The sequence below is a fragment of the Zhenhengia yiwuensis genome (assembly GCF_014384995.1).
GTDB lineage: Bacteria > Bacillota > Clostridia > Lachnospirales > Cellulosilyticaceae > Zhenhengia > Zhenhengia yiwuensis.
In genome coordinates this window covers 1-14,298 of record NZ_JACRSY010000009.1, presented here as the reverse complement: position 1 = coordinate 14,298, position 14,298 = coordinate 1, and the positions used below count along the sequence as shown (strand labels likewise).

Genomic DNA, 14,298 nt, shown 5'->3' with positions numbered 1-14,298 from the left:
AATAGTTTAGTATACAATCTAAAACTTAACAAGTATTTTTACTTTAAATTTATCCAATATTTGACATAAAAGACACTTGTATCTTCTTATTAATTGGATTTATACCTACATAGGCATTTACCCCAAATATTTCTTTTAATAATGCTACCGTAATCACCTCTTCTGGAGAACCCACTTTAATGATTTTTCCTTTGTGTATCACAATAAGATAATCGCAATACATTGCTGCTAAGTTAATATCATGTATGGCAGCTAAAGTGGTCATTTTAAGGTTTTTTACTAAATCCATAAGTTGAATCTGATACCCTATATCCAAGTGATTGGTCGGTTCATCTAGTATTAAAAAATCAGCATTTTGGACTAAAGCACGTGCAATTAAAGCACGCTGTTTTTCCCCTCCGGATAGCTTGGAGAATGTCCGATTCATATCATTTTCTAATCCTACCTTTTGTAACGTTTGTCTGACTATTTGCAGATCCTCTTTAGAATAGTCTTCAAAAATTGATTTATAGGGATACCTCCCCATTTTTACAATTTGTTCTACTGTAAAGTCAAAGTAGGTGTTGCTCTCTTGTGCTAAGACTGCTATTTTTTGTGCACATTCTTTCTCTTTTAGTTTACTTAATACCCTCTCATCTAATATAATCTTGCCACTAGATGGTTTATACACTCTGTATATATTTTTGAGTAATGTAGATTTACCAGATCCATTAGGTCCTATAATACCTACAAATGCTCCGTTTTTTATATCAAAAGAAATATCTTTAAGTATTTCTTCATTATCAATACTAAATTTTAGATTGTTAATTTGAAGTTTTAACATGTCTCATTTCCTCCAAATGAATAATTTTTTTTGGAAATAAGATATAAGAAAAAAGGCCCTCCTACCAAAGCTGTAATAATGCCTATGGGTAGTTCTAGCGGTGGGAACAAGCCTCTAGCCATAACATCTGATCCTATTAAGAATATTGCTCCTATTAATGATGACAATAAAATAAGTTTTTTATGATCACTTCCAACTAAAGTCCTACATATGTGAGGGACTACAAGTCCTATAAAGCCTATTGATCCTGTAACAGCAATCAATGCAGATGTTAATAGTGTTGTTAATAGTAGAAGCAATACCTTAATCCATTTAACGTTAATCCCAAGTATAATAGCACTCGTATCGCCTACTAACAAAATATCCAGTGACTTAGAAAGGAAAAATGTAATGATCATAACTATACAAAATATTATAAATGGAAATAATAAAATCTCCCACTTTGCACCACCTAAACTGCCCACTGTCCAAAAAAGTGCTGTTTTAGCTTGATTGGTATTTGGGGATACATAAATGAGCAAATTGGTAAGTGCAGAAAAAATAGTAGAGATAGCCATTCCCGATAAGACAAGACGTGTTGTAGAAGATGTTCTTCCTAGTTGAGTCCCTATAGCAAAAACAAGTATACCCGTTAAAATAGCACCTAAAAATGCTCCCATTGTAATGCTTGTTATACCTACAGACGACATACTCCCTAAAACAATGACTGCAACAGCACCACAAGATGCTCCCGAAGAAAGTCCTAATACATAAGGTTCAGCTATTGGATTTTTAGTGACACACTGCATCAAGATCCCACATAGGGCTAGTCCTGCACCACAAAGCGCTCCTAATAAGACTCTTGGTAAGCGTATTTCCCATATAATTGCCATAACCATTGCATCACTTGTATCTTTATACATTAATCCATTAGTCAGTTTATAAATGATTGCCTTATAAACTTCTCTAGGAGCAATATAGGTGCTTCCTATAGCCACCGCTATTACTATTGAAAGGATTAAGAGTACGATTAATACACTCACCCCCAACAAAAAATTCCTCTTTGTCCAATGTCTTATTTTATTTTTTATCATTATTCTGCCTTACTTTCTTCAATATTAGGCGCTTCATAAAAATCGTGATACATTTGTTCAATCAACATAGGATTTCTAATTCCAGGTGATAAGTCTGCTAATCTAACAACGTATAATCTATTATTTTTAATAGCCTCTACATCCTTTAATGCTGGATGTTTTTTTAAAAAACTTATTTTGCTATCTGCGCTATCTCCTGCCATGAACTCTGTTATCAATATAACTTCTGGATTTCTAGCTACTACACTTTCCCAAGAAACATTAACGTAAGGTCTATTAACATCATTGGCAAATACATTACTGCCCCCTGCAAGTTCTATTAAGTTGTTTGCAAGTCCCGTACCAACTACCATAGCATCATTTTGTCCTGAATCATAAACCATCACTTTGACACGTTCTTCTTCTTTAATAGAACCGACCCTATCCGTCACGCTTTTTATATCCTTTTTCATTTGCTGTATGACTTCGTCTGCACGATCTTGTACATTAAACAATTTACCTAAAAGCTCAAAGTCTTCATATACTGTTTCGACAGTAGCATCCCCCTCATAGGATTTAGCCATAAAAGGAACAATATCTTTTGCAATGAGTTCATCAGGTAAACCTGTTGTTTGTTCGCTAATAGATGAGTCCCATCCACTTACAAAGTCTGGATTACTTGCAATAAAAGCTTCCTTAGAGATAGCATGTCCTTCGCCAACTTCAAGTACAGGAATTTGACTATAGGCTTCTTCAAATTCAGGTAATATAGGATTATCTAGTAGAGCAGTTGCTACTATTTGGTCTTCTAGCCCTAATGCTAATAACATCTCTGTCATAAATTGTGATAACGTAACAGCTCTTTTTCTTGGGGAGTTGGCTACTATATCATAAGTACCTCCCGCTCCTGAATAAGTAAAGCTGACTGGTTGAAAATACTCTTTTTTACTCTCTTCTTGTATTTGTGGTGTAACATTTTGCTGATTCATACTACACCCTACCAAAGTGCTTGCTATTCCAGCCATCAGGATTATTAAAGTATTTTTTTTGCTAAACTTTTTCATTCAAATCTTTCCTTTACATATCTTTTCTTATTCAGTATATCGGATGAAAATGTATTTTTCTACCTATTTTTATGTTATCTTTAGGTAAATTATCAATTCTAATTATAGGGTCGTAATATATATTAATATCAACCAATTTAATCTTATTATACTCTTCAATAAAATACTTATATTTTATTCTTATTGTCTCTTCCAATCCTATTAAAGCAGTTATCAAACATACAAAAATCCTCCTAATATATGGTATACCATTCAACCAATCAATTAGAAGGATTTATAGTTTTTATTTAAAGAAATTTATAGGTTTTACTCTAGAAAATTCCACAATCAATGCTTCAAAAGAGTTTATAGATCATACTTTAAAATGTTAGTTGGTGTCACTATTGCTCATAAATCTAGCATTCCCAATACTTTAACTTACTTGCATCTCAAGTCTTAATCTATCAGCAATAAGTGCAATGAACTCGCTATTAGTAGGCTTTCCCTTACCATTGTTTACAGTATAACCAAAGAGCTGAAAAGGGTTGTAAGCATTGATATTACTACGTTATATATTTTAAAGAATATTCTATATACAATTTATTTATTGGTTAGCCCTATAAATATTTATTGGTTTTCGTAAAAGTATTTATAGGTTTAGAGGATTATATCAAAATTGAGTAATTATTACAAGTATCTTCCTTATAAATGTCTATTTTATGTTCTATCTTCAAACACTTCTCTCACATAAGTACACCCATTAACACTCTTTGTCACCTTATAAGCATCCTCATGTTCCCCTTCTCCCTTAATTTTGTCATAAACATACCACTTCATACAATCATGTTGCTCACTGATTAAATCATAGGATTCTAGTATTTCCCATAAGTCAGCATTGTAATATACATTGAGCTTTTGATATTTCGTTTCTGCATAACTAATATATCTTTCTAAGCGTTTACTTATTTTATACCCTTTATACATAAAATCCCTCCCAATAAATTAGTGTGGATAAAACGTAATATATTTGCTTGGTATAAAAGACTATAACATATAATAGTTGCAATTGCTGTATGAAATAAATGGTATCTGTATATTGAAGGAAAAATATGTCAACACTAACTCTTAAGGGAGGTGCAGACTTGGATAAGCAGGAACTAAGAGAAATTGCTGGTGCTAAACTTCAAGAAATACGTAAAGGGACAGGCCTATCTATTTTTAAGGTTGGTCGTGCTATAGGTGTTTCAGGGGGATACATTAGTCAGATTGAGAGAGGTGTCAGGCCACCATCTGATGCTGTATTGATTAGACTTGCTGAATTATATAGTGTGGAACAAAAAGAACTCTTTGGGTTATACGAGAAATTGCCTGATGATGAGGTTAATATGATTATGCAAATGCCTGAATTAAGAAATTTATTTACTGAATTAACAAGTAAAAAGGATATTACTGATGAGGATAGAAAAGAAATGCTTGAAGAGTTTAAAGTAATTGCAAAAAAATATTACAATAAGGATGGTGATTGAAATAATGTTTCATAAACTGATAGATGCTTACGAATATTGGATAGTAGCATGGCTTGGATATGAAAAAGCTGTTAGGGTTGAAGAATTTATGAATAGTGCCTCTACATTTGTTTTAGGGATGCTTGCTATGGCTCTTATATCAAGCTTCTTTATAATTAGATTACATTCTGTTGAGGACTTTGGTAAAAGTAAGGTCAAACTGGTTAGGGTAGATCATGGGGAAAAATCACAATTGGTTCTGCACATCCACAATATATGGTCTGCTTTTGAAACCCTCTTATTCCTATCTTTTAGCCCTTTTTGTACTATTAAACGATTTACTGAAAGAGATGCAAGGCGTACTAGGAGGTTTTTAATTTCTATAGAGCTATTAGTTGCTATTATTCTTATTGTTGCATCTGTATCTATTTTTTCGGTTCTAGAGCCTATTTCTGAGATGGAAAGTTCTATGGTAATGTTAAAAATAATGTAGATTTAGCTAAAAAAGGGGCAGTGTGGTTAACTGTCCCTAAAAGTCTAGTATTAGATATAGTATTTTGATTCAAAGAGGGGCAATACCTTTGTGTGGATACTGCTCCCCTAATTTTTAATCTCTTGCCTTATAACATAAGGCCCTATTTCTAAGATTAGATGTCCTAATATAAAATGTTTTAACTCTTTATTATCTTTTTTGCATACTGGTTAATCTATAAAGGTTGTCTCTTTTATATCCTCAAGTATATCATATATAGAACAACCTATTTTTTTCTCAAAGTAGTCTTTAATTTCAAAAGTTTTATTCCATCTCTCTATAGTGGTATTCCAAAATCCATAACGTCTTACAACATCTACAAACCTTTTTTCTAATAAACAGAATCCATGTGGTACAGCTAAACTGTCACAAAGCTGTATGAGTTTATCATAATCATCGTATGTACACTTATTAATATATGATTTTATAAAAACTTCTTCCTCTTTATCTAATTGGTCATCAAAATCTCTATTTTTAATAGGATAAGAATGTGTCATACATACTTGAGCTACTTCATCCCATCCCTTACTCATAGTATATTGGTACCCTTCATAAACATGTTCAACTGTAACAATCCCTACTCTTCTGCCAATATCATGAAGAATACCTAAAACATATGCTTTCTCAGGTTCTAACCCTTCACATTTTTCAGCAATACATTGTGCCGCTCTACCAGTATTTAATGAATGTTGTACCCATGGCCCCGGGTTAAGTTGACCAGCTACTTCTAGCTCTTTTTCTGCTTCTAACCTACTCGGTAACATTTTATCCCCCCTACTGTAATTACTTATTTTGTAACTAATATTTATTTTACCAATAAATTATATTAAAGTAAAATATTTTATAAAAATATTAAACTCTATTTCTAAGATTGGATGTCCTATATCTATTCTTTATATTTAGTTAACCATTAGGTATCCCACAGCATTGCCATACCATCTCAACTCCTGTGGCACCTCTATATTATTCCTAACATTCCCCCCGACAGCCGTCAAGAACTTCTCTGAGCCTCCACCAACAAAAATCTTGTCGTGCAAGATGGTTTTACCAAACTTATTTTCGATGTCTTTCATAATTTCTCTACAAACCGGAAGTGTATCTGACAAATGGTCAACTAAATTAAATTCCCCTTTTTCTGTTCGTATAACTGGCTTATTACTTTGGAGCTTCTTATCTATTTGCTCTATAGTAACTTCTACACCCTCACTAGCAATCTTATCCTGTAATACCTTATACATATCATAAAGGGCAATATTAGTTGTTCCATAATTGCTTATTGTAAATTTACCATTCCATTCTACTAGGATAACATCTGTGGTCTTCATTCCTATATCTATAATAAGTGTGGTATTATCTTTATCGATGTAATTAGTAAGAACTCTAAGTGCCGCATACCCTTCTGCTTGTACTTTAACATCTACAAGATTAACAGATACTTCTTTTCCATTAACCACACCTTCAATCGTGCCAAAACCTTTAAGCTTCTCTGCAAACTCCTCCTTCTTGGCTTTATAGATGCTAATAGGTAAGCCTACACCTAAATTGATATAATGTGTACCTGATCCATACAGTCGGTTAACAGCCCATAGAATTTGATGCTCTATGTATTCTCTATTGGTCTTATCCACATTACTAAGGGTACTCTGCCCTACTCCTAATGCTAACTTAACTCCCTTACATTCTATAATATCTCCACTTATAAGAGCCGTATCCATTGAGTATACGCTATTCGTGTAGGCCTTTATTACCTCGCCTTTATCATTTATCCCAGCCACACAAATGGTGCTGTTTCCCATATCAAGTCCTAAGTTCTTCACATTGTTTGCCATGTTGTCATACTCCCTGTTGGTTAAAATTCTTCTATTTCATCATTGTTGTGTAGTGTGGTTATAATCGATGCATTTTGGTGTACTATGGGTTCTTGCTGATGCTTGATTGGTTCAATTAGGTGTTGCTGTGGTTGACATTCTTGCTCTTTTGACTCGCACTCCCACCAATTTGGTGCATCTTCTACCACACTTACACCATTCTTCCTTATATAATCATCTAAGGCCTTATTAATCTCACCATTTAGGTTTCTAAAATTAGCCTTTGCCATAAGTCCTAGTTGCTTTTTCATGTCACTAGGTATAGCTATGCTTAATCGTTCCATGTTGCTTACCTCTATGTAAATTGTAGTTGACTTACGCCACACCATTCAGTTGGTACTTCCCTATAAGTGCTTGCCAGTTCTTCATTCGTTCTAAAGCGAGTGGGTTGATCTTGATCTATAGGCTCCCCCTTTAGGAAAGCTTCTAGCTCAGGGAATCTTTTTTTAAGTCTTTCGATTGCATCCTCAGCCATCTTATTAAGGTCGAAGCCTTTCCACATGAGTGGCTTCTTTTTAGGTGGTGTGGTTGATAGTTCTTGTTGTTCTTGAGGTGCCTCCTCTTCAATATTTTCTTGTTGTGGCTCATTCTTTACCACACGTATTGTTCTTTTATAGTTGTCCTCAAGGGTTGAGGTTATGTAATTCTTGGTAATGAGTGATTGAATAATATCACTTGCTCGTTTAGGTGTTACTTGAAGGATTTCTGCAAAATACTTGTTTGATGCAAAGCAACCATTGCTTTTGTCTAATGCTTTGATGATTGCTAGAGTAAATTTTTCTTGAAGTGTTAAATTGGAATCCTTGAGGATGTTAATGTCTATCCAAAGTCCTTCCAGTTGGGTTGATGTATTTTGCATGATGTGGTTCCTTTCTGTATATCCTAGATGTAAGTGTAGTATAGCTTAAAGGTTTCTAACTGTCAATAACCGTTTCTAACTTTAAATTAAAATTATTTACACATAGTGTAAAACCATTTAAAATATAGATATTGACTAAATTTGAGGAGGTAATTTGATGGCAATCGACAAAGAAACTCAAGTATCTGCATCAGTAGTTCTTGATAAGAATATATATGAACAACTTAAAGAAATCTGCAAAAAAGAAAAAAGAAGTGTATCTAGCCAAGTTGCTCTTCTCGTTGAAGATTATGTAAAAAATAAATCAAAGTCAAAAAAATAGCCACCATATGGTGGTTTTTTATTGTCCTCATTCTTCCTACTCTCTTTCTTTAACAATAACGATACTATAAAACATATTATAAGCTTTATTATAAATATATTATTTATCCTCACATCCTTATATCCCCCTCCCTGTTTTCATGGAACCCCCTTGGAAATAAAAAAGAACCCCCTAGAAGAAAAGTTCTAAGGGGTAGGAAATATATAGGATAGGGGATGGAAGAATAAATGTAGGGGTGTGGATAAAGAATTGGTGTAAAAAAAAGAAGGCCAACCTTGATGGCTGGCACATTGAATTATATTATTGATGTCTTTTTTATTTTTTGCATGAATAGAATAACTAATTGCTTAGTTGAAAGATATCTCATTTAACCAGTTAATTATAATGTCACAAAAATTTTCTACTTGATCCGTATGCACAAGATGGCCACAATCTTTTACTACTTCAATCCTACTATTGGGAGAATAATTGAGAAAGTACTCTGCCGAATATTTGCTCATAACAGGATCTTTATCTCCTTTTATCAACAGAGATGGACAATTAATCATTTTTAAATAAGGTAAAAAACTTTTGTTGTTAACCTCATCTTCTAATATTTTATCTCTATGAATTCTACTACTTTCCCATTGTGTATCATCAACATTACCTAATAACCAATATTTCTTAACCTCCTCGGTTAAAGGTTTGTTATAGTATACCTCATCTAAAATAGTTTGAGGTATCTGTCCCAGCAAGTTAACAAGTTCTGTTACATCATTAGAGCTTGTGAGTTTTTCTTCTATCATATGAGCTAATTCATTATAGCCATGTTTTAATAATACCTTTATAGTATTTTTGTGTATTGTTCGAATAGCATCAATAGTACCCCAATTAGAATTTTCGTAGATTACTGCCTGTATTGAGTTTGGATACTGATATGCATACAGTAATGCAAGCAATCCTCCAAATGAATGACCTAATAGAATCCATTTATCAATATTATAATATTCCCGTATATATTCACAGTCATCTACTAACATTTGAACATTCAATTCCTCGTCACTGTAAATCTTTTGAGATCTTACTACACCTCGTTGATCAAACATAATCACATTAAATGATTTTGACAAATGATGCGCAGCGCAATGGAAGTCTTCACAATGCATACCTGGCCCACCGTGTAAATATAGGATGGTAGGAGCTTCTTTTAAAGCATTAAAATAACGCATAAATATTTCCTTACCGTCCTTTAAACTAAACATAAATTCTTCCATACTACTTCCCCCTTGCAAATACCTATTCTAGAAACTGAACCCTACTTCCTTATATCTTGATCTTAGTATAACCCTATAACAATTATTTGTAAATTCTATATTTTATCAACATAAGAGCTCACTTTTATTACTAATGACCTCACATTATCCTTTGTATAATTCCCCTTAATCCACACTTCAGGACTACTAATAATACCCTTCTCCTGCAATACTTTCACAGCCTTCACAAGTTCTTTATCCTCACCCATTTTGCCCTTCACTTCTTCCTTCAACCTCTTAAATGCTCCCACATCTTCTACATAATACTTAGGACATACCTTCCCTGTTACGTCATAATGGCGAATAATGGCTTGTGTGGGCTCTAACTTATATCTTCTACACAATTCTACTAATAGGTTAACAAGGCTGTCATACGCCTTTTCTGTAGGCTTTCCTGACCAATCAGGATGGCATATCTCCATACCTATAGAATAGCTATTAGCCTTACTTGCATGATAGGCTACTTCACTTTCCGGAAGGCATCTTACTACCACACCATCATTGCCTATAATGTAATGGGATGATGCGTAGATGTAGTCACCCGTTGAATTCTTTTTTCCTACTTTTAATCCATCAAAATACTTCGCATTATTTTCTGCTGTCGTTCCAGCATTGCCAATCCAATGGATAACGATATTTTTAATTTGTCCTATCTTCTTCTGTGGTCTACTATATGGGTTTGGTGTAATGAACATTTCTTTGATTTGCATCTTATGTACCTCTCTTACTGTTTTATATTTTGCACAATCTGATCGAGTTTTGTATTAATGTCTCTTGCTAATATTGCATTGGTTTCAAGTAGCATCTTATTAGTAGCTGACATTTCTCCTAGCTGTGTAAGTAGCTTCTCCTCTCGTTCCTTCGAATCTACTCTTTGTTCTGCCTGTACCTTTGCAATGTAAAATCCAAGGCAAGCCACACAAGCTACTGGAAAGCCAAAGGTCTGTAGTAATTCTGTAAAATTCATGTTGTCACCTCTTTTCTCGATATAAAAAATCACCTAAGCGCATTGCAACTTAAGTGTCTAACATTCTCTTTCATTTATACATTCAATTCGTCATAACAAATCTCTACCTTACCTGACATAGTAAGCTTAGTAAAAGAAGTCCAGCCAGGTGGTGATAAAGTTGGTACAATCATCATATCGACCGATTCATCATTAAACCAAACATCACCACATTGTGTTAATGTACCATTTAATGCGCCTCCCCCTTGAACCGTTTGAATCCCTTCTGCATAACCGTTATCATTTATAGCAGATAGACCAATTGTTATAAAACCTGCCAAATTGGGGGATTTTGCATAGGATTGATTCTGTGTTATCTCTAAACTTGTACCCACTGGTGCATCAGCAAATGATTTTTTAACGCTATGACTATCTGTTAGAAAGGTAGAGGCTGTTAGGAATATTTCACAATACCCACTTGCTTTCCCTGCTGCTGATGCATTGGATTTGGTTGTACCACTCCAAGTAGTTGTCACCTTAATTCTAGCCGAACCATTTAATTTAGGCAGTCTTGTGCAAGGCAATGCGATCTTACGATGGGATTTCTTTTCATTGTCTGTACTTGTAGGGGTAACATCCATACTCGGAATATTATAGGTTATTTTTATATGATTACTTGCTCTTATTTGCATGCCCATTCCTCCTAGCCTCTCCCATCTTGTCCACGCCTTACCTGACGAAGACCTCATATACATTTCATTTCTTCCATATGGCATAGCTATTTGTGTACCATACCCATCAGTATTATTATGTTTCTTATAATTTAGGTGCCAATTTCCTGCATCAGGCAATCCTAGAGCTGTAGCTTGTGTACTATGTACCCAACAATCATAGTTTTGATGATGTGCTGGATTATTAATAATAGATGTACTTGGATTTGAGCCAAGATATACTGCAATATTTTGTGCTGACACATTGCCTATTTTATCTGAGTTCACTGCATGACCTACACTTACTTGACTCGGCTGATAAACATATTGTTCTGTACTAGAACCTTCTGAACCCCATAGGTGTGTGGGTGCTTTAGTGCCAAAAGACCAATTAAACTGTTTTCCACCTACAGTATCTGCATTACCTCCATTAGCTGGAAGTGAGGAAGGGAAGTCAGTTATTTGTGCTTTTGTGTGGGTGTGGTCAATAGGTTGAAACTCTGTAGGTTTATTCTGAATCCCCTCCCAAGATACATCTAGTCCCTCTACTTGCCTTTGAATTTCTTCCACACTTGCCCTAATGTCCCCATGAGCTTCCTCATCACTTTCATGCTCCTTCAAAGCTTCAGCTGTTAGATAGACTAGACTCTTATCAATGACTGCTGTAACTTGTGTGGTATTGGCTACAAGTACGGTTACATTAATCAGCTTTTCATTTAAAGAATCCTTTGAGATATAGGAACTATTAGTAGTATGTCCGTACATATAAAGCACTTCTACATTATCCTCCCCCCTTGCATAGACTCCAATTTCAGTCCATTCAAAGGGTATGGTTATATCTTCAATTTTAAGAGATGTGCTTAAGGTAACTTGACTACCTTTTCTTGTTATTTTATTGATAGGCAAGCTTTGTCTGACTTCAACTAATGCTTCTGCCGAACCAATGTCTCCTTCAAAGTTTCCACTTCCCATTTCTATTCTTGTAAATTCTAGCTGCTCTCCACTAAGAGCTTTTGAAAGTAATTCCATTCCTTTTGTGGTTATGGATTTAGTTTTAAATTCACTCATGTTGTCTCCTTTATATTAGATTTCTATTGTGTCACTTGTTTGGATATATGTACCCACATAATATGATAGATTGATAGGGCTTAATCTATTTATGATTAAAATTAAATGAGCTGGAAGTTTATCCTCCAACTCTTGTCTTAGATGTGCTATAAGGTGTTCTTTATGTTTCATGATGCTGATCGTTAAAGTGTAGTTGGTATGATCGAGATCAAGTAAGTAACTTTCTTTTCCAACAGTGCTATTTAAGCTATTTTGTAGCCATCTCATAGTAAAAGGTATTGTAGAATTGAACTTAGCTAATATATTGAACCTTCTAACCTCCATATCTTTATCAGGTCTTATTTTAAGCATTCTTTCATAGTAACTTAACCCTTCATGATTAGCTGTTTCTATGAATTGGTTTTGCTGGATTTGTTGTATAGCGTGGTTAAGTTCATCTAGTTCAGGTGTTAAAGCTTTATCTAACTCTTGAAACTCACTAATACCACTTACAAAGTCAGGTAAGTACTTATTCAGTTTCATTAGTCACACCTACAAGTACAGGAACCTGTTCATCAGTTAAATAAAGGTTAGTACTGCTTCCATTTAGCTTAGTTCCTTGTACATCTATAATGCCTTCTATCTCTAATAACCTTGCTTCAATTTGACTTATCCTAACTACTATATCTTCTTCATTCCACTTTGACCTGAGTTGTTTAAAGTATTCCTCAACCACACTTGTTACTTCATTTTTAATATTATCCCAGTCTATCCCTTTAAAGATAAGTTGTGTGGTTATCTGTACTTCTACTTCTTCTGCACCTTCTACTGTAACCTTATGCCCTATGGGTGCTATACCTAAGCCTTCTCCACTTGTTTCTATTGGGTCAACTAACTCTTGAACCGTTTGAACTAATTCAGGTGAAGGTACATTATGTTCAGCATCAAGTAACCTTACTTTCACAGTGCCACCTCCAGCCCAAGTAGGGTAAACTTTAACCACACCTACCCCTTCTATACTTCCAATCTTCTCTTCATAGTCACGTTTATTCCCTCCAAAGGCTTCTTTTTCAAAACTCCTAAAGTATCTTAACCTTAATGATTCATCTTCTTCCTCATCTTCACCAGCAATCACCACTTCTCCTAAAGTTGCACTTTCTAGGTTCTCTATGAAGTCCATATTCACCAACTCTCCACTATATCTATTACCTATTGCACCAGTTTGGTTCGCCTTGGCGAGAAATACACCCTCTTGCACCTTCTCGGTGACTGTATACACCAATTCTTCTTTTGCCCATCGTGAACCAATAGGTACATCAATATTAAAATAAGCCTTCCTAGTGGCATAAGTTGCTGACTTTCTATAGATACCTCTTTCAGCTGTTCTTCTTTCTAGGTATTCACCATAAGCTGTATCTGCAAAGACTCTCTTCTCTAGTTCCTCAATGTGCAAATAAGCTTCATAAAGTTCAGCAACACATGGTGCTATGGCATCAAATAAAAAAGAACCCTCAGAAGTATCCATTTGACTTGATACCCTCTTAAGCGCTCTTTGTAATAATGCATCATATGTTAGGGCCATTGATTTCCACCTCCCCATAAATAGTGTTAACTGTAAAGTCTACATTTAGTTGGTCATTAATTAGTTGAATGTTGAAATGGGTGCAGGCTGTAATCTTATCATTAATAAGTAAGCAATCCTTAATACGTCTTTCAACCTCACTTCTAATAAATCCTTTCTCATACCCTTGTCCAATAAGCTCGTCTAAATCCTGTCCAAAGTCCCAACTATAAATAGTATATCTATAACGTTGTGTAAGAAGAGTTTTATATATCCACATCCTAAGGGCTTCTTTACCTTCTAATAATCTCCCTGTAAGTTTGCCTGCTTCAAAGTTAAATTCATATTCTTTGTAGGCTTTAGGTGTGGGTATTGCCTGTTCTTCCACACTTCTTATAAATGGAAACAAACTCATAGCTTCACCACCTTACAAATCACGATATAGGTTTGCCTATTTTCTGTAGGCATAAGAGCTAATAGATCTCCACTTTTTAGGTCAGCCTTAAAAACTATATCTGCTGTTCCACTCAAATTGTAGGATGCACTAATTTTATGATTATGTGTAGCAAAAGAGGCTTCTCCTGTGTAGATTTTCAAGCTGTTCTGACCCACTTTTTTAAAAATTTACGTTTAAATTAGACCCAGGTCTTGTAACTAGTAAATCTAGATATTTATACTTAAAGTTGACCCACCCTAGATTTACACCTAGAATTGACCCACTTCCTTACAATGTTTTTA

Annotated in this window: 18 protein-coding genes and 2 pseudogenes; 3 read left to right on the top strand and 17 right to left on the bottom strand. The window is 34.5% G+C overall.

The features are described 5' to 3' along the window. Positions 1–49 precede the first annotated feature (49 nt). The 5 genes and pseudogenes from H8718_RS06960 to H8718_RS06940 form a co-directional block, all read right to left on the bottom strand. Entirely contained in the window at positions 50–823 is a 774-nt protein-coding gene (locus H8718_RS06960) for an ABC transporter ATP-binding protein (protein ID WP_177669488.1), read from the bottom strand. Continuing rightward, complete coding sequence (locus H8718_RS06955) at positions 817–1,845, bottom strand: FecCD family ABC transporter permease (RefSeq protein WP_249332458.1); 1,029 nt, start codon at positions 1,843–1,845, stop codon at positions 817–819. Before H8718_RS06955 ends, H8718_RS06960 begins: the two co-directional genes overlap by 7 nt. A gap of 50 nt (positions 1,846–1,895) precedes the next feature. Continuing rightward, complete coding sequence (locus H8718_RS06950; RefSeq protein ID WP_249332399.1) at positions 1,896–2,864, bottom strand: ABC transporter substrate-binding protein; 969 nt, start codon at positions 2,862–2,864, stop codon at positions 1,896–1,898. 487 nt (positions 2,865–3,351) lie between these two features. Next, positions 3,352–3,456, bottom strand: a pseudogene (locus H8718_RS20950) (sporulation initiation factor Spo0A C-terminal domain-containing protein); the annotation flags it as partial. Positions 3,457–3,635: 179 nt separating this feature from the next. Next, positions 3,636–3,902: a hypothetical protein gene (locus H8718_RS06940; protein ID WP_249332398.1), complete on the bottom strand. Its 267-nt coding sequence runs from the start codon at positions 3,900–3,902 to the stop codon at positions 3,636–3,638. Positions 3,903–4,060: 158 nt separating this feature from the next. Between H8718_RS06940 and H8718_RS06935 the strand changes: the two genes are divergently transcribed. Beyond that, complete coding sequence (locus H8718_RS06935) at positions 4,061–4,444, top strand: helix-turn-helix domain-containing protein (RefSeq protein WP_249332397.1); 384 nt, start codon at positions 4,061–4,063, stop codon at positions 4,442–4,444. A 4-nt stretch (positions 4,445–4,448) separates the two neighbouring features. Beyond that, positions 4,449–4,916, top strand: a complete 468-nt coding sequence (locus H8718_RS06930) for a hypothetical protein (RefSeq protein WP_249332396.1) — start codon at positions 4,449–4,451, stop codon at positions 4,914–4,916. Positions 4,917–5,125: 209 nt separating this feature from the next. Here the strand turns inward: H8718_RS06930 and H8718_RS06925 are convergent. From H8718_RS06925 to H8718_RS06910, 4 genes and pseudogenes are all read right to left on the bottom strand, one after another. Continuing rightward, positions 5,126–5,722 (bottom strand): annotated as a pseudogene (locus H8718_RS06925) (HDOD domain-containing protein); the annotation flags it as partial. A gap of 132 nt (positions 5,723–5,854) precedes the next feature. Continuing rightward, a complete protein-coding gene (locus H8718_RS06920) occupies positions 5,855–6,784 on the bottom strand; it encodes a ParM/StbA family protein (RefSeq protein ID WP_249332394.1) in 930 nt (309 codons plus the stop codon). Positions 6,785–6,804: 20 nt separating this feature from the next. After that, positions 6,805–7,107 (bottom strand): hypothetical protein, encoded by a 303-nt coding sequence (locus tag H8718_RS06915; RefSeq protein ID WP_249332393.1) that lies wholly within the window; start codon positions 7,105–7,107, stop codon positions 6,805–6,807. A gap of 11 nt (positions 7,108–7,118) precedes the next feature. Then, on the bottom strand, positions 7,119–7,682 hold the full coding sequence (locus H8718_RS06910) for a helix-turn-helix domain-containing protein (protein WP_249332392.1): 564 nt from the start codon (positions 7,680–7,682) through the stop codon (positions 7,119–7,121). A 157-nt stretch (positions 7,683–7,839) separates the two neighbouring features. On the opposite strand from H8718_RS06910, the gene H8718_RS06905 reads away from it, so the two are divergent. Then, entirely contained in the window at positions 7,840–8,004 is a 165-nt protein-coding gene (locus tag H8718_RS06905; protein ID WP_249332391.1) for a ribbon-helix-helix domain-containing protein, read from the top strand. Between the two features lie 347 nt (positions 8,005–8,351). Here H8718_RS06905 and H8718_RS06900 read toward each other — a convergent pair whose 3' ends face one another. The 8 genes from H8718_RS06900 to H8718_RS21050 form a co-directional block, all read right to left on the bottom strand. Continuing rightward, the gene (locus tag H8718_RS06900; protein WP_249332390.1) at positions 8,352–9,257 is read right to left on the bottom strand and encodes an alpha/beta fold hydrolase; all 906 of its coding nucleotides are present in this window, start codon (positions 9,255–9,257) and stop codon (positions 8,352–8,354) included. 95 nt (positions 9,258–9,352) lie between these two features. After that, a complete protein-coding gene (locus H8718_RS06895) occupies positions 9,353–10,006 on the bottom strand; it encodes a peptidoglycan recognition protein family protein (RefSeq protein ID WP_249332389.1) in 654 nt (217 codons plus the stop codon). A gap of 14 nt (positions 10,007–10,020) precedes the next feature. Continuing rightward, positions 10,021–10,263 (bottom strand): hypothetical protein, encoded by a 243-nt coding sequence (locus tag H8718_RS06890; RefSeq protein WP_249332388.1) that lies wholly within the window; start codon positions 10,261–10,263, stop codon positions 10,021–10,023. Between the two features lie 74 nt (positions 10,264–10,337). Next, complete coding sequence (locus H8718_RS06885) at positions 10,338–12,020, bottom strand: pyocin knob domain-containing protein (protein WP_249332387.1); 1,683 nt, start codon at positions 12,018–12,020, stop codon at positions 10,338–10,340. Positions 12,021–12,035: 15 nt separating this feature from the next. After that, a complete protein-coding gene (locus H8718_RS06880) occupies positions 12,036–12,542 on the bottom strand; it encodes a putative phage tail protein (RefSeq protein ID WP_249332386.1) in 507 nt (168 codons plus the stop codon). Next, positions 12,529–13,581: a baseplate J/gp47 family protein gene (locus H8718_RS06875; protein WP_249332385.1), complete on the bottom strand. Its 1,053-nt coding sequence runs from the start codon at positions 13,579–13,581 to the stop codon at positions 12,529–12,531. The genes H8718_RS06880 and H8718_RS06875 overlap by 14 nt, the downstream gene beginning before the upstream one ends. Further along, positions 13,565–13,975 carry a DUF2634 domain-containing protein gene (locus H8718_RS06870; RefSeq protein WP_249332384.1) on the bottom strand — a complete coding sequence of 137 codons (411 nt, stop codon included), beginning with the start codon at positions 13,973–13,975 and terminating at the stop codon, positions 13,565–13,567. Before H8718_RS06870 ends, H8718_RS06875 begins: the two co-directional genes overlap by 17 nt. Further along, entirely contained in the window at positions 13,972–14,172 is a 201-nt protein-coding gene (locus H8718_RS21050) for a DUF2577 family protein (RefSeq protein ID WP_408646573.1), read from the bottom strand. Before H8718_RS21050 ends, H8718_RS06870 begins: the two co-directional genes overlap by 4 nt. Positions 14,173–14,298 lie beyond the last annotated feature (126 nt).

Coding starts and splice junctions, on each gene's coding strand:
- H8718_RS06940 (WP_249332398.1), bottom strand. CDS start 3,902: ATGTATAAAGGGTATAAAATAAGTAAACGCTTAGAAAGATATATTAGT.
- H8718_RS06960 (WP_177669488.1), bottom strand. CDS start 823: ATGTTAAAACTTCAAATTAACAATCTAAAATTTAGTATTGATAATGAA.
- H8718_RS06900 (WP_249332390.1), bottom strand. CDS start 9,257: ATGGAAGAATTTATGTTTAGTTTAAAGGACGGTAAGGAAATATTTATG.
- H8718_RS06880 (WP_249332386.1), bottom strand. CDS start 12,542: ATGAAACTGAATAAGTACTTACCTGACTTTGTAAGTGGTATTAGTGAG.
- H8718_RS06915 (WP_249332393.1), bottom strand. CDS start 7,107: ATGGAACGATTAAGCATAGCTATACCTAGTGACATGAAAAAGCAACTA.
- H8718_RS06885 (WP_249332387.1), bottom strand. CDS start 12,020: ATGAGTGAATTTAAAACTAAATCCATAACCACAAAAGGAATGGAATTA.
- H8718_RS06875 (WP_249332385.1), bottom strand. CDS start 13,581: ATGGCCCTAACATATGATGCATTATTACAAAGAGCGCTTAAGAGGGTA.
- H8718_RS06950 (WP_249332399.1), bottom strand. CDS start 2,864: ATGAATCAGCAAAATGTTACACCACAAATACAAGAAGAGAGTAAAAAA.
- H8718_RS06895 (WP_249332389.1), bottom strand. CDS start 10,006: ATGCAAATCAAAGAAATGTTCATTACACCAAACCCATATAGTAGACCA.
- H8718_RS06930 (WP_249332396.1), top strand. CDS start 4,449: ATGTTTCATAAACTGATAGATGCTTACGAATATTGGATAGTAGCATGG.
- H8718_RS06890 (WP_249332388.1), bottom strand. CDS start 10,263: ATGAATTTTACAGAATTACTACAGACCTTTGGCTTTCCAGTAGCTTGT.
- H8718_RS06905 (WP_249332391.1), top strand. CDS start 7,840: ATGGCAATCGACAAAGAAACTCAAGTATCTGCATCAGTAGTTCTTGAT.
- H8718_RS06870 (WP_249332384.1), bottom strand. CDS start 13,975: ATGAGTTTGTTTCCATTTATAAGAAGTGTGGAAGAACAGGCAATACCC.
- H8718_RS06910 (WP_249332392.1), bottom strand. CDS start 7,682: ATGCAAAATACATCAACCCAACTGGAAGGACTTTGGATAGACATTAAC.
- H8718_RS06920 (WP_249332394.1), bottom strand. CDS start 6,784: ATGGCAAACAATGTGAAGAACTTAGGACTTGATATGGGAAACAGCACC.